Annotated in this window: 12 protein-coding genes; 4 read left to right on the forward strand and 8 right to left on the reverse strand. The window is 72.1% G+C overall.

Annotation, left to right across the window (positions count from 1 at the left end; genetic code table 11):
• Window positions 1–159: 159 nt before the first annotated feature.
• Complete coding sequence (locus N8N77_RS11055) at window positions 160–648, reverse strand: hypothetical protein (protein ID WP_261166922.1); 489 nt, start codon at window positions 646–648, stop codon at window positions 160–162.
• Window positions 649–833: 185 nt separating this feature from the next.
• Here N8N77_RS11055 and rlmN point away from each other — a divergent pair, with 185 nt between their 5' ends.
• A complete protein-coding gene (gene rlmN / locus N8N77_RS11060) occupies window positions 834–2,081 on the forward strand; it encodes a 23S rRNA (adenine(2503)-C(2))-methyltransferase RlmN (protein ID WP_261166923.1) in 1,248 nt (415 codons plus the stop codon).
• A gap of 52 nt (window positions 2,082–2,133) precedes the next feature.
• On the opposite strand, the gene N8N77_RS11065 is transcribed toward rlmN, so the two are convergent.
• Complete coding sequence (locus tag N8N77_RS11065) at window positions 2,134–3,789, reverse strand: helix-turn-helix transcriptional regulator (protein ID WP_261166924.1); 1,656 nt, start codon at window positions 3,787–3,789, stop codon at window positions 2,134–2,136.
• Window positions 3,790–4,110: 321 nt separating this feature from the next.
• Between N8N77_RS11065 and N8N77_RS11070 the strand changes: the two genes are divergently transcribed.
• Window positions 4,111–8,865, forward strand: coding sequence for a DUF11 domain-containing protein (locus N8N77_RS11070; protein WP_261166925.1), 4,755 nt, complete (start codon window positions 4,111–4,113; stop codon window positions 8,863–8,865).
• 126 nt (window positions 8,866–8,991) lie between these two features.
• On the forward strand, window positions 8,992–9,762 hold the full coding sequence (locus tag N8N77_RS11075) for an enoyl-CoA hydratase/isomerase family protein (protein ID WP_261166926.1): 771 nt from the start codon (window positions 8,992–8,994) through the stop codon (window positions 9,760–9,762).
• A gap of 13 nt (window positions 9,763–9,775) precedes the next feature.
• On the opposite strand, the gene N8N77_RS11080 is transcribed toward N8N77_RS11075, so the two are convergent.
• The 5 genes from N8N77_RS11080 to N8N77_RS11100 all read right to left on the reverse strand — a co-directional run bounded on the left by N8N77_RS11080 (window position 9,776) and on the right by N8N77_RS11100 (window position 16,949).
• Complete coding sequence (locus N8N77_RS11080; RefSeq protein ID WP_261166927.1) at window positions 9,776–10,684, reverse strand: cytochrome b/b6 domain-containing protein; 909 nt, start codon at window positions 10,682–10,684, stop codon at window positions 9,776–9,778.
• Between the two features lie 72 nt (window positions 10,685–10,756).
• On the reverse strand, window positions 10,757–11,710 hold the full coding sequence (locus N8N77_RS11085; RefSeq protein WP_261166928.1) for an L-lactate dehydrogenase: 954 nt from the start codon (window positions 11,708–11,710) through the stop codon (window positions 10,757–10,759).
• A gap of 117 nt (window positions 11,711–11,827) precedes the next feature.
• Window positions 11,828–15,544, reverse strand: coding sequence for a choice-of-anchor I family protein (locus N8N77_RS11090; protein WP_261166929.1), 3,717 nt, complete (start codon window positions 15,542–15,544; stop codon window positions 11,828–11,830).
• A 132-nt stretch (window positions 15,545–15,676) separates the two neighbouring features.
• Complete coding sequence (cofE, locus tag N8N77_RS11095; RefSeq protein WP_261166930.1) at window positions 15,677–16,456, reverse strand: coenzyme F420-0:L-glutamate ligase; 780 nt, start codon at window positions 16,454–16,456, stop codon at window positions 15,677–15,679.
• Entirely contained in the window at window positions 16,449–16,949 is a 501-nt protein-coding gene (locus N8N77_RS11100; RefSeq protein ID WP_261166931.1) for a GNAT family N-acetyltransferase, read from the reverse strand. The genes cofE and N8N77_RS11100 overlap by 8 nt, the downstream gene beginning before the upstream one ends.
• A 107-nt stretch (window positions 16,950–17,056) precedes the next feature.
• On the opposite strand from N8N77_RS11100, the gene N8N77_RS11105 reads away from it, so the two are divergent.
• Complete coding sequence (locus N8N77_RS11105; RefSeq protein ID WP_261166932.1) at window positions 17,057–20,785, forward strand: bifunctional proline dehydrogenase/L-glutamate gamma-semialdehyde dehydrogenase; 3,729 nt, start codon at window positions 17,057–17,059, stop codon at window positions 20,783–20,785.
• 149 nt (window positions 20,786–20,934) lie between these two features.
• Here N8N77_RS11105 and N8N77_RS11110 read toward each other — a convergent pair whose 3' ends face one another.
• Complete coding sequence (locus tag N8N77_RS11110; RefSeq protein ID WP_261166933.1) at window positions 20,935–21,846, reverse strand: DUF2510 domain-containing protein; 912 nt, start codon at window positions 21,844–21,846, stop codon at window positions 20,935–20,937.
• Window positions 21,847–21,855 lie beyond the last annotated feature (9 nt).

The following is a 21,855-nucleotide window of genomic DNA, read 5'->3' on the forward strand; positions in this document are numbered from 1 at the left end:
CCGGGTCGCGGAGCCGTGCCGATTCTAGTCAGCAGGCGGGAGCGTGCCCGCACCGGCGCTCCTGAAGGGCGGCGAGGAGCGCCGCGCCCACGGGGTGGAACGAGCGGGCCCGGACCCCCGATGTTCCGGGGTCCGGGCCCTGCGCGATCGGGCCGCGCGTCAGGAGCAGAGCTCGGTGAGCTCGCGGCTGGCGTCGGTCAGCTGCGTGCTGGCCTCGCTCGCCTGCGACGACAGCTCGGAGGCCGTCTCGGAGGCGTCGGGAGCCGTCACGTCGAGGTCGCTGAGCTGCGGCACGAGGTCGGCGATCGTCTGGTACGCGTCGGCGAAGTCGGTGAACGCGGCGCCCACCTCCTCGTTCGTGACCTGCTCCTTGAGGGCGGTGATGCCGTCGCTCGTCTCGGAGATCAGTGCGTCGAGCGCCTCGGTGTCGCCGGAGGTCGCCGAGCTCATGATCTCCGAGACGTTCGACTGGACCTCGGTCATGCCGCTGGTGACGATGCTGCACGCGTCTGCGACGCTCTGTTCGGTGGCCGCGGGGGCGCCGGCCTCGCCGCCCTCGGCGCTCCCGCCGCAGGCGGTGAGGGCGGCGGGCAGCACCGCGAGGGCGCCCAGGGCGAACAGGGTGCGGGTGCGACGGATGGTGGGCATGCGGACTCCTCTGGTCGGCAGGAGGGCACGGTGACGATTCGGCTGGCGCCCCCCGAGACCGCGGCCGAACGCCCTCAGCCTAGGCAGGGCCGCCGCGGCAGGGCGATGGGGACATGTGCCCCGCCGGCGGCGAGGCAGGTCACGGCACCGGCGTTCTCGCAGGGCGCGCCCGATAGCCTGGTGGCATGGCCGAGATCCCCACCCGTACGCGCGCGGACGAGCCGCGCGGCACCGCCGGCGCCGTGCGCCAGGTGCGCCCGCGCACCGAGGGGTGGCAGCAGGCCAAGGACGCCGAGGGGCGGCCGCTCCTGCAGTTCGCCAGCCCGAAGCGGGGCAAGCCGCCCGTGCACCTCGCCGACCTCACGCCCGAGCAGCGTGTCGAGAAGGCCAAGGAGCTGGGCCTGCCGGGCTTCCGCGCCAAGCAGCTGGAGAAGCACTACTTCCAGCACTGGACGAGCGACGCCGCGGCGATGACGGATCTGCCGAAGGACGGCCGCGGGGAGCTCGTGGCCGGCCTGCTGCCGACGCTGCTGACGGAGGTCCGCCGCCTGCAGACCGACGACGGCAACACCATCAAGTTCCTCTGGAAGCTGCACGACGGCGCACTCGTGGAGTCGGTGCTCATGCGCTACCCGGGCCGCATCACGCTGTGCGTGAGCTCGCAGGCCGGCTGCGGCATGAACTGCCCGTTCTGCGCCACGGGCCAGGCGGGCCTGACCCGCAACATGTCGGCCGCCGAGATCGTCGAGCAGGTCGTGCGGGCCAACGCGCTGATTCGCGCGGGGGAGCTGGGCGCGGCCGAGCACCCCGACGAGCGCGTGACGAACATCGTCTTCATGGGCATGGGTGAGCCGCTGGCGAACTACGCCCGCGTCATGCACGCGGTGCGCGTGATGACCGACAAGGACCACGGGCTCGGCATGAGCGCGCGCGGCATCACGGTGTCGACGGTCGGTCTCGCCCCCGCGATCCGCAAGCTCACCGACGAGGGCATCCCCGTCACGTTCGCGCTCTCGTTGCACGCGCCCGACGACGAGCTGCGCGACGAGATGATCCCCGTCAACTCCCGCTGGAAGGTCGACGAGGTCCTCGACGCCGCGCGCGCCTATTTCGACAAGACCGGGCGCCGTGTCTCGATCGAGTACGCCCTGATCCGTGACATGAACGACCACCCCTGGCGCGCCACGATGCTCGCGGAGAAGCTGAACGCGCGCGGCCGCGGCTGGGTGCACGTCAACCCGATCCCGCTCAACCCGACGCCCGGCTCGGTGTGGGACGCGTCGACCAAGGCCGCGCAGAACGAGTTCGTGCGCATCCTCAACGACGCCGGCATCCCCACGACGATCCGCGACACGCGTGGCAAGGAGATCGACGGCGCGTGCGGCCAGCTCGTGGCGACGGAAGAGGACGAGAAGGCCGCCGCGTCCGCCTGACCGCCTCCCCCTCGGAGGGAGCCGGGCACGGTACGTGCCACCGGCCGCCGCATCAGCGTCGCGGCGGCGCCGCGCGAGAGCGGCCGTGCTTTCCGGGCCTTTCCGCCGCCCCCGCCCCGGCGAGCCCGAGCTCGGCGGCACGGGCGAGCGCGTCCTGGCGCGTGGAGACCCCGAGCTTCTTGTAGAGGCTGCGGATCTGGCTGCGTGTCGTGGTGGGAGCCACCCCAAACAGCTCCGCGGCGCTCTTGGCCGTGTGGCCGGCGAGGAGGGCGTCGAGCACCTCTCGTTCGCGGCGGGTGAGGCGGATCACGGTGGGCACCGGCACCTGCGCGCTCCGGGGCAGCCAGTCCGGTCCGATGAGCGGCTGGATGCCGGCCAGCACCGAGAGTCGCTCCAGCTCCTCCCGGGTGAGGATGAGGAAGGGGCGCGCCATCGTCGGCTCGTGGCGGGACAGCACCGCTCGTCGGAAGTGCTCGGCCGCCTGCTGCGTGTCGCCTTCCTGCAGGCAGGCGACGGCGATGATCAGGTGAAGACCGATCAGGTCTCCGACGGGGAGCTCGTCGTGTGCGAGCGCGGCGGCGGCGATCCGCCGGGCCGCGCGGGTGGACCCGCTGCGCAGCAGCACGGTGGCGTGCGGCACGGCGAGGTGAGGCGTGCCCGCGAAACGCCGCCCGATATCGATCACCTTGTTCCCCTCGCCGAGGGGGATGAGCAGCGACGCGCGTGCGCGGCTGAGGAGGCGGTTCGCGATCGTCGTCTCCGCCCCGAGCTCCCGCCCGTGGGAGAAGGACGCCGCCTCAAGCCGAACGAGGCCCGCGTGCGACTGACCGAACACGGCGTCGTACACGCCACGCGCGTACGCGACGAACGGCCACAGCGGCGCAGGGGAGGCGGGGTCACCGGCACGCTTCAGGTGCCGAGCGGCGGTGCGGCGGTCGCCCCTGTCGATCGCGAGCAGGGCGTGCGCGATGCTCGCGCCCTGCATGCTCAGCGGCCGCAACCAGTCGGGAAGCTCACCGATCCCCTCGGCGCGGCGCAGCCACAGCGCAGCCAGTGCGTGATGGCCCTGGTAGGCGGCGAGAAGCGCCAGATTGGCCGCGGCGTTCGCGGCGGCGAAGTGTCCGTAGGGCGGCAGGGCGCCCTCCGCGTACGCCCGCCCATAGTGCGCCATCGCCGCGTCCCAGTCGCCGGCGAGGGTCTCGACGACGCCTCGTTGCGTGCTGAACCACCCGGGGCGGGCGCGACCGGAGCCGGAGAGCAGCGGCGAATCGGCGGCGCCGCGGAATGCCCGCTGTCGCCGCTCCGCCCACGCGCCGATGCGGCGCGCCTCCTCGAGGTCGCCGCGCATCTGGGAGCCGACCATGGCCACCACGCTGGCGGTGACGAAGTCCTCGAACCCGGTGTACGTGCGCAACGTGCGTGCGAATCGCTCGCTCGTGCGCGTGTACAGGGTGAGGAACCGGTAGGCGGCCTCCGGGGCGGCGGCGCCGGCCTGGTAGGCGAGGAACACCAGGTGCAGCAGGCGCGGGCGCTCCTGAAGCACGTGGGGCGGCAGCGCCGAGACGAGCGCGATGACGTCTTCGCCGAAGCGGCCCGGCAGGGCGTACCAGAGGTGATCGAACAGACCCTCGAGGGCCTCGAGGTCGCCGCCCGCGATGATGCGGCGGACGTCGCTGTCGGAGATCGCCTCCGCAGCATTCGAAGACACCCCCACAGGTGGTCAGTATGTCGACCCGGCGCGGGATCGCCAAAGATCGGAGCCCCGTGGATGAATTCGAGGATGAATTTTGCGTCGTCGTCGTGACAGCAGGCGGCGCCGCCGGATCCCATAGAGAAGCCGCACTCTCGTGCGTGCGCAACGGGCTTGACCCATGCACCAGCATCGGGTAGCCGCTCCGGACCGTCGGGCTGCAGCAGCCCCGCGTGGGTCGGCACCCGTTTGATGTCTTCGCAAGGGGGAGAATCGGTGAGTCACTCATCAGGCGCTGACGCGCAAGGGCGCGGGCTGTTCGCACGCGGCGCTCACGCGTTGCGGAAGGCGACGCGGAAGAAGGCAATCGCGGGCGCCGCGGTCTCGGCACTGGTCGCCGGCATGCTCGCCGCCGGCGCGGTCGTCGGTGTCGCCCCCGCGTCCGCGGCGCCGGGCAACCCGGGCGTTCCCTCCGACCCCGCGGTGCTCTTCGCGGAGGACTTCCAGCTCTTCAGCGGCACGACTCCCGTCGGACTCGCCGACTACGTCGGCCAGGGCGGGCAGCGGTACACCGCCGATGCTGCGTGGCTGCAGAACTGCAACGGGCAGATCGTCACCTTCAACATCCCCTACACGAGCCAGGGCAATTGCGCGCAGGCCGTGAGCTCGGCGAACCTGCGCCAGCTCACCTACGCGCTGGGGGTCCACTCCGGAGCCGCGAACCCGAACGCGAATGCCGCGGTCGCCGCCTACACCGAGGGCAACCCCGGTGCGAACGCCATCGAGTTCGCCACCGTCAACCCGATCCCCCTGGCGAGCGCCTCGGGGCGCTTCCTCACGTTCAGCGTCGACACTGCTGCGAAGAACTGTCAGGTCTCGCCGCCGCTGTACCAGTTCTCCTTCGTCTCGGAGGCCGGCGCGGCCACGCCGGTCGGCGGGCAGCTGAACGCGTGCACCTCGGGCGAGACGGTGCCGGCGCCGCAGGTCGGGACCGTGGCGGCCACCGACGTCAGCGTCGGCACCTACACGTCGAACGGCTCGGTCCTGTTCAACGGTCAGTCCCTCGGCATCCGGATGGCCAACGCGAACGGCAGCGGCGCGGGCAACGACGCCGCCTTCGACAACATCCGCGTGCTCGATGTGACGCCGCAGCTCGACAAGAGCTTCAGCCCCGCATCCGTCGCTCCCGGGCAGGCGAGCACCCTCACCTTCACGGTGACGAACACGAGCGAGCTGGCGGCGAAGAACGGCTGGTCCTTCACCGACGCGCTGCCCGCCGGCCTCGAGGTCGCCGATCCCGCCGCGACCGCCACGACCTGCCCGGCGGGCACGGTCACGGCGACGCCGGGGGCCACGTCCATCACGGCCGGCGGCAACCTGACCGCCGGCATGGAGTCGTGCACCGTCACGGTCAACGTCGTCGGCTTCACCGCGGGGTCGTTCACCAATGGACCCGACAACATCACTCCGGTGGGCCTGAACGAGCCGGGGGAGGCCACTCTCACGGTGGTGCCGCCGGTGGTCACCTGCACGAGCGACCCCAACATCTTCAACACCGGATTCAACGCCGCCACCGGCGGCGTCCTGCCGGACAATGCGAAGGACCCGAACTGGCAGGTGGCCGGTCCCTTCCCAGCCGGGGCCACCGTGGCGGCTCCGCCCGCCGACGCCGATTGGGGTGCCGCGAACGTCGGCAAGATCGTCGCGAACTGGGCCGACAGCCCCTACAACAACGCACAGTGGATCTCGCAGCAGACCATCGCGGCGCCGAACCAGGGGGTCGTCTCGGGCGACTGGTACTACCGTTTCCAGTTCGAGCTCGACGACGCGGTCGATCCGGCGTCCTTCGAGCTGGCCATGAACTTCCTCGCCGACAATTCTGTGGCCGAGGTCTTCGTGAACGGCGAGCCGCAGTCGGGCAAGACCACGGGCCTGCCCCAGACCCCGCTCACGCCGCCCAGCACAAACCCCGGCGCGTACAACTACGCGGGCTTCTTCACGCAGAACGCAGCGGAGACGACGCTCGACTCGGACTGGCGCACGGGGCTGAACACCATCGCGGTGCAGATCAAGTCGAACGCTCCCATGGAGGGCTTCGATGCTCAGATGCGCCCGAGCGCGCTGTGCCCGCAGCCCGACCTCGCGATCACCAAGACGTCGAACGCGAGCGCCGAGACGCGTGCGGGTGACACCGTCACCTACACGGTGACGGCGGAGAACATCGGCACGGGCGACTTCACGGCCGAGGAGCCGGCTGTCGTCACGGACGACCTGACGGGCGTGCTCGACGACGCGACGTACAACGGCGACGCAGAGGCCGATCGGGACGGCGATGTCGCCTTCGCCGACCCGCGCCTCACGTGGAGCGGTGCGCTGCCCGTGGGCGAGACCGTGACCCTCACCTACTCGGTGGAAGTCACCGGCGCCGGCGACGGCGTGGCGCGCAACGTGGCCTTCGCCGGCGACGGCGACAGCCCGGCGTGTGACCCCCCGACCGAGGAGGGCACCGACCCGATCACGGGCGTGCCGTGCGCGACGACGGAGCAGGAGCTGCCGCGCCTGTCCGTCGAGAAGACCGCCGACCGCACGGAGCTGCCGGCCGTGGGCGAGAGCGTCACCTACACCGTCGTCGTGACCAACGACGGGCCGGGCGACTACACGTCGGCGAACCCGGCCACCGCGACGGACGACCTGGCGGAGGTGCTGGACGACGCGACGCTGGACGAGGACAGCATCACCGCGTCCACGGGTGAGGCGACGTTCGCGGACGGCCGCATCACCTGGACGGGTGCGCTTGCCGCCGAGCAGTCGGCGACGATCACCTACACGGTGGCCTACACCGGCGCCGGCGACAACGTGCTGCTGAACCGGGCATGCGTGCCGACGGATCAGGCCACGCCGGGCGCGCTGCCGTGCGACACGGTGCGCATCCCCGCCGCGAACCTGCAGTACTGGAAGACGGTCGACCCGGCATCGGGCGCCGCGGTGCGGGCGGGCCAGGAGCTGACGTACACCCTGTCCTTCCGCAACGACGGTCAGGCGACGGCGGACGTCGACGCCACGGACGACCTCTCGGCCGTGCTGGACGACGCCGAGATCATCGCCGGGCCCACCGCCTCGGATGCCGCTCTGGCGGCGGTCGTGACCGGCGAGACGCTGACCGTGACGGGCACGCTGGCGCCCGGAGCGACGACGACCGTCACCTACACCGTGCGGGTGCTCGGTTTCGACGAGCAGGGCGACGGCGTGCTGCGCAACGCGCTGACCGATCCGAACGGATCCTGCCTCCTCGACGAGTGCACCACCGAGAACCCGGTGGCGCACCTGTCGGTCGACAAGACGTCGGACGCGGTCGACGGCGTGAGTGCCGGCGACACGGTGACCTACACGGTCACCGTGACGAACGATGGTGAGGGCGACTACACCGCGCAGGCTCCGGCGGCGATCTCGGACGATATGACGGACGTGCTCGACGACGCCGCCTACAACGGCGACGTGGCGGCGGTCGCCTCGGATGGCACGAACGTCCCGGTGCCGACCTTCGAGGGAACGACCCTGAGCTGGTCGGGGCCGCTGGCCGCCGGCGAGACGGTGACGATCACCTACTCGGTCACGGTCACGAACCTGGGCGACCACGACCTCATCAACACCGCCGCGGTGGTGTGTGGTGCGGGAGAGATCTGCGACCCGCCGACTCCGCCGGTGGAGATTCTGTTGCCTCACGTGGTGCCGTCGAAGACGTCTGACCCGGCCTCGGGCGAGGATGTCGTGGCGGGTGACGTGATCACCTACACCCTGTCGTGGACCAACGACGGGAAGGCGGCGGGCCCGCTGGACTCGACCGACGACCTGTCGGATGTGCTGGACGACGCCGACCTGAACGGGCCGCCGGTGGTCGACGCGGCTCACGCCGGGTCGGTTTCGGCGACCTTCCAGGCGCAGTGGCAGGTGATCCGGGTGACCGGTGACCTGGCGGTGGGCGACACCGTGACCGTGACCTACGAGGTGACGGTGCGCGAGGACGGGCAGCGTGGAAACAACATCCTCGCCAACGTCAACGAGCCCGACGTGCCGCCGTACGTGCCCGATCCCGACTGCGACCCGGCCGACTGCCCGCCGTTCGTGCCGCCGGCCACGGAGCACCGGGTCCCCGAGATCGTGGACTCCAAGACGGTGGACCCGGCGTCGAACACGTCGGTGCGCGCCGGCCAGGAGCTGACGTACACGCTGACCTTCACCAACGAGGGCACCGCGGCCGGCACCGTGGACCGGGTCGATGACCTGACGCATGTGCTGGATGATGCCGAGGTGACGGCCGCGCCGGTCGCGTCGGATGACGCGCTGTCGGTGTCGGAGATCACCGACGCTCGCTTCGCCGTGACCGGCGTGCTCGCCCCGGGTGCGACCGTGACGGTGGCGTACACGGTGACGGTGAAGGCCGCCGACCAACTCGGTGACGCGCAGCTGGCCAACTTCCTGCTCGACCCGGGCACCCCGCCGCCGGCCGAGCCGGTGTGCGGCGACGGGCAGGACTGCACGTTCAACCCGATCTCCGATGTGACGGTCGTCAAGACCGCCGACCCGGAGGACGGCGCGGAGGTGCAGCAGGGCCAGAAGGTCACCTACACGCTGACGTTCGCGAACACCGGGCGCGGCGGGGAGGCGATCGACTACACCGACCACATGGGCGGGGTGCTCGACGACGCCGACCTGACGGCCGCTCCGGCGGCGTCCAATGGGGCGCTGTCGGTGTCGCCGGTGAGCGACGGGGCCTTCTCGGTGGCCGGTGAGCTCGCCGCGGGTCAGACCGTGACGGTCGTCTACACCGTCACGGTGCGCGGCTGGGCCGATCAGGGCGACCACGCTCTGGGCAACGTCGTGACCGTGAGCGGTCAGGAGCCCCCGACCGCGTGCGCGGACGACAGCGACCTGTGCACGATCCACCCGATCGCCGAGCCCGCGGCCCCGCCGCTGGCCGCCACGGGCGGCGCGATCGCGGCCGGCGTGGCCGGCGGCGCGCTGCTGCTGCTCCTCGCGGGAGGCGTGCTCCTGATCGCCCGCCGCCGCGCCAGCCAGGAGATCACCGAGCAGTAATCGCGGTTCCTCAGGCCCGGTCCGCCCTTCACGGGGCGGGCCGGGCCTGACGCATGGGCGGCGGCGCGCACGTCTATGCTCGAAGGGCCCGGCGGGGCTGCCGGGCATTGACGCGAGGGGAAGCTCATGTCGGACGCACCCGTGCTGCTGGAGGTCGACGGCGGCATCGCCCGCATCACGCTCAACAGGCCCGACCGCCTCAACGCGTTCGACGCCGAGATGGCACGCGCGTGGGAACGGGTCACGACCGAGGCGACGGGCCGCGACGACGTGCGGGCGATCCTGCTGCGAGGCAGCGGCCGCGCGTTCTGCGCCGGCGGAGACGTGCGCGCTATGGCGGCCGACCTGTCCTCGGGCGAGCAGGTGGGCGAGCTGGCCCGCGTCATCAACCGCGGCATCGCCGCGCTCACCGCGTCGGCGATCCCCGTGGTCGCGGCCGCGCACGGCACGACGGTCGGCGGCGGGTTGGGCATCCTGCTCAGCAGCGACTGGGCCGTGGTGGGCGAGGACTCCCGGATCGGGTGTGGTTACGCCGGCGTCGGGCTCACGCCCGACCTGTCGGTTTCCGCGCACCTGGCCGCCGCGGTCGGCGAGCGGCGCGCACTGCAGCTGGCGCTGAGCGACCGCCTGCTGGCGGCCGATGAGGCGCGCGAATGGGGGCTCGTGGCCGACGTCGTGGCGCCCGAGCGCGTCGGGGCGCGCGCCGAGGAGGTCGCCCGCTCATGGGCCGACGGCGCATTCCGTGCCTACGGCGAGGCCAAGCGGCTGCTGCGCTCCCGTGCCGGTCGCTCGTTCGCGCAGCAGCTGGAGGAGGAGGCGCGCGCGATCGGTGCGGCGTTCGACCGTGACGAGGCTCGCGAGCGGATCGCCGCCTTCGCCGCCCGCTCCCGCGGCTGATCCCGCGCCGTCGTCAGCGGTTCAGCAGGCGAACGTCGCCGAAGCGCCGCGCCAGCGTGGCGATCCAGTCGTCCCGGCGCATCGCGTGCCAGCCGAAGGCCATGAGGACGACGGTGGCCGCGAACACCCAGAACCCCACCCAGTTCACCGCGTCCTGGCCGCCGTAGATGTGATTGAGATTGCGCAGCGCTCCGGTGGCGAGCACGAGCCCGACGTGCACGACCGTGAAGGCGACGAAGAAGAGCATCGTCGGCCAGTGCAGCGCCTTCGCGAGGCGGGCCGTGAGCACCGGCTCGAACCGCGCGGGCCAGAAAGCGCTGAGGCGCCAGCCCGTCACCGCCGCGATCGGGGCGGCGAGGAACACGATGGCGAAGTAGGCCAGCTGCTGCAGCGCGTTGTAGTGAACCCAGCCGTTGTGCGCGGGCCAGTCCAGCGACACGTACTGCAGCAGCGCCGAGAGCGCGTTCGGCACGACCTCCCAGCTCGTCGGCACGATGCGCACCCAGTGCCCGCTGGCGAACAGCAGCACCACGAACACGATGCCGTTCGCCAGCCACAGCACATCGACGACGAGGTGGCCCCACAGCGCGAGCGACATGCGGCGCTTGCGCACGCGACGCGACGTCCACAGGCCCCCTGAGCGCTTCTCGAAACGAACCCGCAGGCCCGAGCGCACGATGAGGACGAGGAAGAACGCGTTCAGGAAGTGCGTCCACGACACGAATGCGGGGATGCCCTCCGTTGTGCCCTCGGGCAGAGGGGCGTCGCCGGGAAAGGCCTCGAGGAACGACCGGACGGGCTCGGTGGGCAGCAGGGCTCGCACGGCGAACACGGCGCACCACGCGAGGACGATCAGCGCCGCTGCCGCGAAGAGCCCCGACATCGCCTGGGTCCAGGTGGGGCGCGGGCGGGGCGTGGTCACCCCGCCATTCTCCCGGATCCTGCCCGGGAACCCGGCGCGAGCCGCACCGCCGTGAGCGGGACGCGGCGGGCGTCAGGGCGTGAGGGTCTGCGCCGTGAGGGCGATCGCCGCCGCCGACCTGCGCAGCAGCTCCAGCTCCCCCTCGTCGAAGCGCGTCTCGCGAATCGGCACCGCGCCGGACGCGTGCACGACCGACGGCACCGACAGCGCGACGCCGTCGATCCCGTGGAAGTCGCTCAGTACCGTCGAGACGGGAAGGACGGCGCGCTCGTCGTTGAGGATCGCCTCCACGATCCGCGCGACGGACAGGCCGATGCCGTAGTTGGTGGCGCCCTTGCCCTGGATGACCCGGTAGGCCGCGTCACGCACCTCCACGGCGATGGCGTCGAGCTCGTCGCGGCGGAAGCCGGCGAAGTCCGCGGTACGCCAATCGAGCAGCGGAACGGGCCCGATCGTGGCGCTCGACCACAGCGGGAACTCGGTGTCGCCGTGCTCGCCGACGATGTGCGCGTGCACCGATCGCGTGGCCACGCCCGCCGCCTCCGCGAGGCGCACGCGCAGCCGGGAGGTGTCGAGCACGGTGCCCGAAGCCATGACGCGCTCCGCGGGGAGGCCGGTGGCCTGCTGCGCGATGACCGCCAGGACGTCGCAGGGGTTCGTCACGATCACGAAGATCGCGTCCGGGGAGGCTTCGAGCAGTTGCCGCATCATGCCCGACACGATCCGCGCGTTCGTCGTCGCCAGGTCCATCCGCGTCTGGCCGGGGGCCTGCTTGGCGCCGGCGGTGATCACCACCACGTGCGACCCCGCGGTCACGTCGAGATCGGCTCCGCCGGTGATGCGGCTGGAGCCGGTGAAGTTCGTGCCGTGGGCGAGGTCGAGCACCTCGGCCTCGACCTTCTGTGCCGCGATGTCGTACAGCGCGACGTGGCGCGCGGTCTTGCGGATGAGCATGGCGTACGCGCTGCTCGAACCGACCGCCCCGGCGCCGACGACGGTGACCTTGGCGTTCTCGATCGCACCCATGGCGTCAGTCTCGCAGCGGGCCGCGCGCGCGGGAAGCCCCTTCGCGCCGGCTGCCCGCACGACGCCAGCGGGTCCCGCCGTGCGCGACGACGGGACCCGCTTGAATCATGACGCTGATCAGCGCGAGGTGGGCACGCGGCGCCTCATCAGGAAGAGTCCACCGGCGGCGAACAAACCGCCGGCGACGAGCCCGATCACCCACGACACGTCGGCCCCGGACGCGGCCAGCCGGCCCGAGACGACGGTCACGTCGGCGGTGAGCGGATCCCGCCCGGCGGAGGTGATCTCGAGCGTGTGCGCGCCGAGTTCGAAGTCGGCCGGGATGGCGACCGAGAAGCGGATCACGCCGTTCGCGTCGGCGACGGGCAGGTCCCGCACGACGATCGGGTCGCTGTGCAGGGTGGCACCGATGGACTGGCCCGGCTCGAGGCCCGACACGGTCACGCCGAGGTCCTCGCCCTGCGCCACCTGGGTGGCGCTCAGCTCGATGACCGCCCACTCGCCGGGCTGCTCGGCGCCGCCACCGGCACCGCCGTCCGAGCCTCCGTCCGATCCGGCGGCGACGGCGCGGCCGAGCGGCGCGGGATCGACGACCTGCGCCGCCGCGAAGTAGTCGACCGTGGCCGACAGGTCGATGAGACCGGTGTCCGCCGTGCCCTCGCCCTCCGCGAACGTCGCGAAGCCGTCGCCGCCGCTCGCGAGGAACGAGTTGGTGACGATGAGGAACTCGTCCGTCGCCTCGATCGGCTCGCCCCGATACGTCATCGACACGATGTGCTCGCCCGCCGGTGCGTCCTCGAGGTACTCGTAGGAGAAGCCCTCCGAAACGCCCAGGTGCAGCTTCGGGCGCTCGGCGCCCGGCTGCCACTGCTCCTCGAGCACCCGCTCGAGCTGCTCCCCCGTCAGCGTCACCGTGACGAGCGTGTTGCCGAACGGCTGCACCGCGGCGACGTCCGCGTAGGTGACGGTGCCGTCCTCGCCGTACCAGAGGTCGTCGCGCAGGCCGCCCGGGTTCATGAGCGCGATCTGGGCAGGCGCCGTGCCGCCGTAGTTCTCGTACTCGCTCGTCGCCCACAGGTACACATCCGCGACGAGGTTGCCCATGGTCGACTCCACGCCGCGGTCGGACCCGGGCGGGTTCCCGCCCCGCAGGATGTCGGCGGAGATGCGGCCGACCTCGGCGGAGCCCAGCTCGTCGGCCTCATCGGCCGCCGCGTCGACGATCGCCTGCACCTCGGCGTCCGCCGGGAACAGGGGCTGTTCCGTCGCGTCGTCCACGAGGTCGACCGTGGACCCGGCGATCGAGATCAGCTCTCCCGTCAGGGAGTCGGCCACGATGTCGAGCGCGCCGAGCGTCGTGCCGTACTGGTGGGCCTGGATGACCGGCCTGTCGGCGACCTCGCACGCGTACAGCTGATGCGTGTGCCCCGACACGATGGCGTCGATCTCCGCGGAGGCACCGCGGATCAGGTCGCCGTACTCCGACTGCTCCGCGGCGATGTCGGCGCAATCGGTGCCCGACGGGCCGGAGTGTGCGAGCAGGATGATGACGTCGGTCTCGTCGGCGATCTGCGCGGCCACCCGATTGGCGGCCTCCGTCTGGTCACCGAACTCAAGGCCGGCGATGCCGGAGGGGCTCACGAGCGTCGCGGTGTCGGACGTCACCGTTCCGATGAAGCCGATGCGGACGCCGCCCACCTCGCGGATGGCGTACTCCTGCAGTGCCGGCGTCTCGGTGCCCTTGAGGTAGACGTTGGCGCCCAGGCCGAAGTCCGCGCCCGCGACCCCGCTGCCGTCCGCGTAACGTGGCAGCACGCGATTCCTCAGGTCGTCGTAGCCCCGGTCGAACTCGTGGTTGCCCACCGCGCTCACATCGAGGCCCGCGGCGCTCAGTGCGTCGATCGTGGGGGTGTCCTCGGCGATGAAGGACGTGAAGGTCGAGGCGCCGATGTTGTCGCCTGCCGAGGCGAACAACGTGTTTGGGTTCGTGTCGCGATACTTGTCCACGGCACCGGCGAGCACGGCAGCGCCGGCCTCGTCGCCGTTCGCCTCGATGCGGCCGTGGAAGTCGTTGATCGTGAGCACCTGGACCTCCGTGGTCCCGTCGTCGATCGTGTGGATCGTCGTCGAGCCGGTGATCTCGTTGCCCACCACGAGCAGCGGCTTGCCGTTCGGTGACTCCTCAGCGGGCACGAAGTCCAGGCCCTCCGGGCCGAGGTCGCCAGCGGAGTTGACCAGCGCGGCGAGCTCCGCGTCGCCGGCACCGGCCTCCACGAGCGCCTCGTACTCCTCCGCCAGATTCACGTCGAAGTTGCGGTTGTCGGTGTACGAGACGTACGCCGGAGCGGTCGGATCGGTGATGTCGTAGGTCATGACGCCGCTCAGGCGCTCGAGCCCGATGAAGGCGTACGTGCGTCCGTCGATCTCGCCGATCGTCAGGTTCTCGGGCTCCACACCCTTTGCGTCGCTGCGGCTCTCGGCCTCGTTGTCGTCGTGGCCGGCGTTGAAGACGAGGTCCGTCTCCTCGCTGATGCGCGCGGTGATCTCCTCGAACGCGGAGCCCGAGTCGAACACGCGCTCACCGTCGGTGGTGTAGATCGAGAACGAGCGCGCGCCGAACGCGTACAGCTCGTCGTAGCAGCCCGCGGCCTCGTTGAAGCCCATCTCGGTGCTCACCTCGAGCCGGCCCAGCTTGTCGTCGCCCACGTAGCCGGCGAGGTTCTCGCACAGCGGGCCGCGACCCGACACCTCCTCCTCGGGGTCGCCGAGGTGCTTCACGCGGGCGGGCTCGACGTAGTCGCCCCACTCCCGGGCATCGCCCTCGTTGGCGGTGACCAGGTACGTCTCGCCGTCCACGACGTACGACTGGATGCCGTCGGGCATCGGCATGCCGTAGAGGCCGGGATAGGTCGCGAGGTTGATCTCGGGCGCGCCCTCGGGGTCGCGGTCCGACGGATCCAGCGCCACCTCGCCCGCGTTCTGGAACCCGAGGCCCCACACGTCGGTGATCTCAGCGGTGACGAGGTCGATCACGGCGATCGCATTCGCCTCCTGCAGCGCGGCGTAGGCCGTGCCGCCCTGCACGGTGATGTATTCCGGCTCCCAGTTCGTGGAGCGCGGGAAGGCCTGCGCGGCAGCGCTGGGGCGCGGGCCGAAGGCGTCGCGCATGCCCGCGGGCAGCGGCACGCTCTCGAAGGCGTGGAAGTCAGCCGTGCGCACGTCCGCCTGCGTCGGCGCGGCCACCGTGTCGGGCAGCGCGATCACGCCGATGCTGCCCTCGGGGTCGACCGAGAAGTCGTCGTTCGGCTCGCCCTCGTTGGCGACGACGGCGTACGCGCCATCCGGCGAGACCGTGACCATGTCGGGCAGCGAGCCGACCTCGACGGTGCCGAGGGTCTGGAGGGTGTTGGCGTCGAAGAACAGCACCCGACCGGGCAGCGTCTTGTCCGCGGCGTCCTCCAGCGCCACCACGCCCAGTCCGTCGCCACGGACCGCCACCGAGTTGGCGACGCCTCCCTCGGAGAGGATCTCGCCCTCCTGCGTCGGGTTCTCGGGGTCACTCATATCGATCACGAACACGGAGCCCGCCTCGGCGTTGACGGAGAAGAGGCGATCTCCGTACGCCTGCACGATCTCGGACGCGCCCTCGTCGAACAGGCCCGTCTCGAACGTGCCGGTGGCGTGGATCTGGAAGGGCGCGCCCTCCGCGTAGTCGGCGACCGGGGCGGCGACGATCGCGGCGCCGGCGGCGGTGGCCGGCACGATCGCGAAGGCGCAGACCGCGGCGGCGGCCGCTGCCGCTCCCGTCGCGCGCCGGAGGAAGGATGACGACATCGTGGGTCCTCGCTGATATCGGGTGGCCCGGACGGGACGTCCGGCCTACCCGTTCTATTCAGCGGAGGTGGCGCGGGCCGAGGGAGAAGGTGTCCGACAGGTGAACTCTCGGTGACGTCGGCCCGGCGCGGGTCAGTCGCGGGCCTCCCGACCGGCCGCGAAGCCCGCGGCGTAGGACTCCTCGGCGCCGGTGTGGAACATGTCGCGCTCGGCGGGTCTGACGATCGAGCGGGCGCCCGGCAGGTCGAGCGGGCCGACGAGATCGCCACGGCCGCGCACCACTGCGACGGGGCGGCCCGTGGTCTTGCGCTTGACCAGGTCGGCGGCGGCGGCCAGCTCGTCGGCGACGCAGGGGAGGGTGACGGCGAGCTCGCGGCCCTGGGCGTCGACCTGACCACGCAGGTCCTCGAACACGCGCACGCCGCCCGCGCCGATGGCATGGTCGGTCTGCCCGTCGCGCCACGCGCGCCCCAGCGTGTCGGAGACGATCACCCCCACCTCGACCCCGAGCCGCAGCCGCAGCCCCGTCGCGAGCGAGCGCGCGGAGGCATCCGGATCCTCGGGCAGGAGCAGCACGGTGCCCTCGGGGGTGTTGGACGCGTCCACCCCCGCTGCCGCGGCGATGATGCCGAGGCGGCTCTCCACGATCCGCGTGCGCGATCCGTTCGGCCAGGTGCGCTCCGCGACCACGCGCACCGTCTCCCGCGTGATGGCGTCGTCGCGGTCCTCCGCCCGGAGGAACCGCCCCTCGGCCTTCGAGACGATCTTGCTCGTCACGACAAGGATGTCGCCGTCGCGCAGCGCATCGCCGGCTGCCGCGGCGATGATGTCGACGAGGTCGTCGCCCGCGCGGATCTCCGCGATTCCCTCGAGCGCCCACACCTGCAGCGAGCCGGGGGCGGGATCAGGCACGGGAGAAGCGCACCTCGGTGAGTGTCTCGCCGAGGAACGGCTCCTGGCGCTCGACGCCGTCGAGACGGAAGCCTCGCTTCTCGTAGAAGCCGGTGCCGCCGGGGTAGTTCTTCGCGATCCAGCCGTACAGCGGCTCGCCGTCGTCGACGACGGCATCGAACAGGGCCCGCCCGATGCCCTTGCGGTGCCAGGAGTCGAGCAGATACACGAAGTACAGCTCGCGGGGCGCGGGCGCGTCCTCGTCGCGGGCGGGTCCGGAGGCCGCGAAGCCCACGATCTCCCCGCCCACCAGGGCGGCGGCGTGACGGTGCTCGGGACCGCGCTTGGCGTAGTGGGTCCACAGATCGGCCAGGCGCTTGGGGGAGACCGCCTCGAGCGCGGCCTTCGACACCATGCCGTCGTAGGTCTCGTGCCACACCTGGGCGTGGACACGGCCCATCGCCTCGGCGTCGACGTCTCGGATGGGGCGGATCAGCACGTCGGTGGCTTCCATGGCCAGACACTAACCCCATGCGGGGAGGGGAGGGAAATCGGATTGTCGCGATGTCGTCATCCGTCCGGTTCCGGGGCGGAGGCCTCTCGCCGACGTAGGCTTGGCCCATGGCCGCGGAGTCGCACAGCGAGCTGATCGAGGACGCCGTCGCGCTGGCGCGCCGATGGGTGCTGCAGGCCGCCGAGGTCGAGCAGGACCGGGCGGCCGAGCGGTTGGCGGCCGTGCTTCGCGACCCCGACGGTCTCGACTTCACCATCGGCTTCGTCGACGGCGTGATGCGGCCGGAGAGCCTCTCGGCCGCCGCGCGCCACCTCGCGAGGATCGCGCCGCGCGCCCCGGGCTTCCTCCCGCTGCCGCTTCGTGCCGCGGTCCGCGCCGGCGGCGCCGCGGCTCCCGCGGCCCCGGCCGCGATCGTTCCGGTCGCGCGACGCGTGCTGCGCGCCATGGTCGGGCACCTCATCGTCGACGCGCGCCCGGAGAAGCTCGGCCCGGCGATCGAGCGGATCCGCTCGGGTGGTGCTCGGCTGAACCTCAACCTGCTCGGTGAGGCGGTGCTGGGTGAGCAGGAGGCTCAGCATCGCCTCGCCCGGATCCACGCGCTCGTGGAGCGCGACGACGTCGACTACGTTTCGGTGAAGGTCTCGGCCATCGCGTCGCACCTGTCGATGTGGGCGTTCGACGAGATCGTCGAGCGCGTCGTCGAGCGCCTCACGCCGCTTTACCTGACGGCCGCCGCGAACGGCACCTTCCTGAACCTCGACATGGAGGAGTACCGCGACCTCGATCTGACGATCGCGGTGTTCACACGGTTGCTCGAGAAGCGCGAGCTGCGCGGCCTGCGGGCCGGCATCGTGCTGCAGTCGTACCTGCCCGACGCCCTGCCCGCCCTCGACGAGCTCACCGCATGGGCGACGGCGCGCGTGGACGCCGGCGGAGCCCCCATCAAGGTACGGCTCGTGAAGGGCGCCAACCTCGCCATGGAGCGGGTCGACGCCGCGATGCACGACTGGCCCCTGGCGACGTACTCCTCCAAGCTCGACACCGACGCCAACTACCTGCGCTGCCTCGGTGCGGCCCTCACGCCCGAGCGCACGCGGGCCGTCCGGGTGGGCGTGGCCGGGCACAACCTGTTCGACATCGCCTACGCCTGGCTCCTCGCCAACCGTCGCGGCGTGGCCGACGACGTCGAGTTCGAGATGCTGCTCGGAATGGCGCAGGGGCAGGTCACGGCGGTGTCCCACACCGTCGGTCCCGTGCTGCTGTACGTGCCGGTCGTCGCGCCGGCGGAGTTCGACGTGGCGATCAGCTACCTCGTGCGCCGCCTCGAGGAGAACGCCTCAAGCGAGAACTTCCTCTCGGCCGCGTTCGGCATGGCCGAGGACGAGTCGCTCTTCGCCCGCGAGCGGGATCGTTTCGTCGCGTCCGTGCGGCGATCCGTCGACCCCGCCCTGCCGACGGGCCCTCACCGGGCCTCGCGGCGCAAGGCCGTCGAGGCGCCGGAGGCCGCTCCGGCGACGGACGAGCAGCTCACGCAGGCGGTGCTCGACATCGCCCGCGGACACGAGGAACCGGATCGGCGCTTCGAACAGAACACGTGGGTCGAGACGGCCGTGTTCCAGGCGGTGGAATCGGTGGAGGCCGCCGGCGCTCCCGGCTTCCGCAACACCCCCGACACCGACCCGGCGCTGCCGGAGAACCGTGAGTGGGCGCGGGCCGTGCTCGCGCGCGTGCCCGGCTCCATGGCCGGAGACGCGACGATCCAGGGGGCGCGCGTGGCGGACCGTGACGAGCTGGAGCGCACCGTGCGGCGGGTGCGGGAGGCGGCGGCGTCGTGGGGGAGCGCTCCGGCGACCGAGCGCGCGGATGCGCTGCGCCGCGCCGCCCGAGCGCTCGACGCGCGGCGGGCGGCCCTCATTGAGGTGGCCGCGTCCGAGACGGGCAAGGTCTTCGCGGAGGCCGATGCGGAAGTGAGCGAGGCCGTGGACTTCGCGAACTACTACGCCGCCACAGCGTCGGAGCTCGACGCGATCCAGGGGGCTCGCTTCGAGCCGGCGCGCGTCACGGTGGTGGCGCCGCCATGGAACTTCCCCCTCGCCATCCCCGCGGGCGGTGTGCTCGCCGCCCTCGCCGCCGGCTCGGGTGTCGTGTTCAAACCGGCCCCGCAGGCGCGTCGTTGCGCAGCCGTCGTGGCCGAGGCGCTCTGGGAGGCGGGAATCCCCCGCGACCTGCTCGCGCTCGTCGACCTCGACGAGGACGAGCTGGGGCGTGAACTGATCACCCACGAGGCCGTCGACCGGGTGATCCTGACCGGCTCGTGGGAGACGGCCGAGCTGTTCCGCTCCTGGCGACCGGATCTGCCGCTGCTGGCCGAGACCAGCGGCAAGAACGCCATCATCGTCGCCCCCTCGGCGGACCTCGACCTCGCGGCGGGCGACCTCGTGCGCAGCGCCTTCGGCCACGCCGGCCAGAAGTGCTCCGCGGCGTCCCTCGCGATCCTCGTCGGTCCCGTCGGGCGGTCCAAGCGGTTCGCGCGGCAGCTGGTCGACGCCACCCGTTCGCTGCGGGTCGGACCACCGTCCGATCCGCTCAGCGAGGTGGGGCCCGTCATCGAGGTGCCTCAGGGCAAGCTGCGCTGGGCGTTGACCACGCTCGATGCCGGTGAGCAGTGGCTGGTGAAGCCGCAGGAGGTGCCCGGCGGCAACGGCCGGTACTGGACACCCGGCATCCGCGTGGGGGTGCGCCCCGGCTCCCGCTTCCACACCGAGGAGTTCTTCGGGCCGGTGCTCGGGGTGATGCACGCACCCACGATGGAGGCGGCCATCCGGCTGCAGAACGCCGTGGACTACGGCCTCACCGCCGGCCTGCACACGCAGGACCCCGACGACCTGGCCATGTGGCTGCGGCAGGTGGAGGCCGGCAATCTCTACGTCAACCGTGGCATCACGGGAGCCATCGTCCAGCGCCAGCCGTTCGGCGGGTGGAAGCGCTCGTCCGTGGGCGGCGGGGGTAAGGCCGGCGGCCCGAACTACCTCGTCGGCCTGGGCGAGTGGCGGGCGACGAGCGGCGGAGCGACCGGCCGCAACCTGCACCTTCGCGGGCTCGATACCCGCATCTCGGCGTTCATCGAGGCGGCGCAGCCGTCGCTCGGATACGAGGAGTTCGAGTGGCTGCGCCGTGCGGCGCTGTCGGACGCGGTGGTGTGGGACCGTGAGTTCGGGCAGGTCAAGGACGTCTCTCGTCTCGGCGTGGAGCGCAACCTCTTCCGCTACCGCCCGGTGCCCGTGGCGGTGCGCGCCACGGCAGACGCGGGTTGGCAGGAGGTGCTGCGCGTGGTCATCGCCGGCATCCGCGCGGGCGGCGGGTTCTCGCTGAGCGTGCCCGTGGGACTTCCGGCCCCGGTGCGCCGCGCGCTGGGCGACCTGCGCATCCCCGTCCACGTCGAGTCCGACGACGACTGGATCGCACGAATGTCTCACCGCGCGGAGGATCCCGATCCCACGGCGGACGCCGGCGGTCCGCCCGCGTCCGTGCCTCAGCCGGAGGCGGAGACGGCCGATGACGACGCCGAGGCGCAGCTCGTGGACCTCGTCGATCCGCGTGCAGCCGCGGTGACACGGCCTCCACGCGTACGGCTGATCGGACCGCGCGCGTCGGTGCGGGAACTGCATCGCGCGCTCGCCGTCGCGGTCGAGGGTGATCCCGACCTCGCGATCTACGCGGGCGAGGTCACCACGGCGGGCCGCCTGGAGCTGCTGCCGTTCCTGCGCGAGCAGGCCATCTCGATCACGGCGCACCGGTTCGGAAACCCGGACCGCACCTTCGTCGGGGTGATCTGAGGGTGCCCGTGGCGACGCCCGGGCACATGCCGACGCCGGTCTTCCCCGTTTCGGAGCCCGGGCGGGTGGTTGCCGGGCTCGCGCTGATCGCCGTCGTCGCCGTCCTCCCCGTCGTCGGCCGCCGCGCGGGTCGCAGACGCCGCTGACGCTCAGCCGACGAGGGTGTCGAGCGGCCAGCCGATGCCCGACTCGGGCGTGACGCCCGCGGGATCGCCGCCCAGCTCCGCGAACGAGTCCGCCAGCGAGAATCGGTCGCCCGTGCTGCCGTCGACGCCGTACATGTGCACGTGCGTGGCGTAGTCCGGGATCTGGTCCGCGTACGTGATGACAAGGCTGAGCAGCCCGAGCATGTCGTTGCCGTTGAACTCCGCCGAGGTGGCAGGCATGGCGGTAACGGCGACGGCGCAGACGTCGTCGAGGTACTCGAAGCCGAAGGTCACGTCCATGGGGTGCTCGGTGAAGGCGCTCGTGCTCACGGCCACGGTGAGAGCCGTGAGCAGTTCGTGCCGCCCCTCGCCCGTCTCGCACTGCTCCTGTGCCGAGCCGGCAGCGTCGGTGACCTCGTCGGCCGGCTCGTCCGCGCCGTCATCGTCCGCGGTGCCCCCTTCGCGCGGCTCCTCCGCGCCGCCGCCCCGCGCGGGCCCGTCGTCGGCCGACTGCTCGGCCGCCGGGCCGAACGCGCCGCTTAGCGCGGCGATGCCGAGCCCGCCGCCGCCGAGCACGAGGATGGCCGCCAGGACGATCGCGATCGTCGCCCCCGCGCCCCACCGCTTCCGGGGCCGCGGGGCGGTGGCCGTCGGCCCGTAGCCGGGCACGCCGCCGTACGGCATCGCCGCGGTGTGCGCCGCGGCGGGGACACCGTGCGGCGCGAAGGCCTGCGGCGCGGCGTGACCGCCGCGCGGATCGCCGGCGTAGGCACCGGGCGCGACCGATCCTGGCGCGGCGGGGCGGGGGCCCGACGGGTGGTAATGCTCGGTCCACCGCACGCCGTCCCAGTACCGCGACAGGCCCGGCCTCTCGCTGGGGTACCAGCCCGGTGGCGGCGTCTGTCCCGTGGTCATGGCGACTCT

It is taken from the genome of Microbacterium sp. Marseille-Q6965, from assembly GCF_946151065.1.
Taxonomy (GTDB): domain Bacteria; phylum Actinomycetota; class Actinomycetes; order Actinomycetales; family Microbacteriaceae; genus Microbacterium.

Bases quoted from the DNA above. Each gene is read 5' to 3' on its own strand.
- N8N77_RS11055 (WP_261166922.1), bottom strand. From the start codon at position 648: ATGCCCACCATCCGTCGCACCCGCACCCTGTTCGCCCTGGGCGCCCTC.
- rlmN (WP_261166923.1), top strand. From the start codon at position 834: ATGGCCGAGATCCCCACCCGTACGCGCGCGGACGAGCCGCGCGGCACC.
- N8N77_RS11075 (WP_261166926.1), top strand. From the start codon at position 8,992: ATGTCGGACGCACCCGTGCTGCTGGAGGTCGACGGCGGCATCGCCCGC.
- N8N77_RS11085 (WP_261166928.1), bottom strand. From the start codon at position 11,710: ATGGGTGCGATCGAGAACGCCAAGGTCACCGTCGTCGGCGCCGGGGCG.
- N8N77_RS11090 (WP_261166929.1), bottom strand. From the start codon at position 15,544: ATGTCGTCATCCTTCCTCCGGCGCGCGACGGGAGCGGCAGCGGCCGCC.
- N8N77_RS11100 (WP_261166931.1), bottom strand. From the start codon at position 16,949: ATGGAAGCCACCGACGTGCTGATCCGCCCCATCCGAGACGTCGACGCC.
- N8N77_RS11105 (WP_261166932.1), top strand. From the start codon at position 17,057: ATGGCCGCGGAGTCGCACAGCGAGCTGATCGAGGACGCCGTCGCGCTG.
- N8N77_RS11110 (WP_261166933.1), bottom strand. From the start codon at position 21,846: ATGACCACGGGACAGACGCCGCCACCGGGCTGGTACCCCAGCGAGAGG.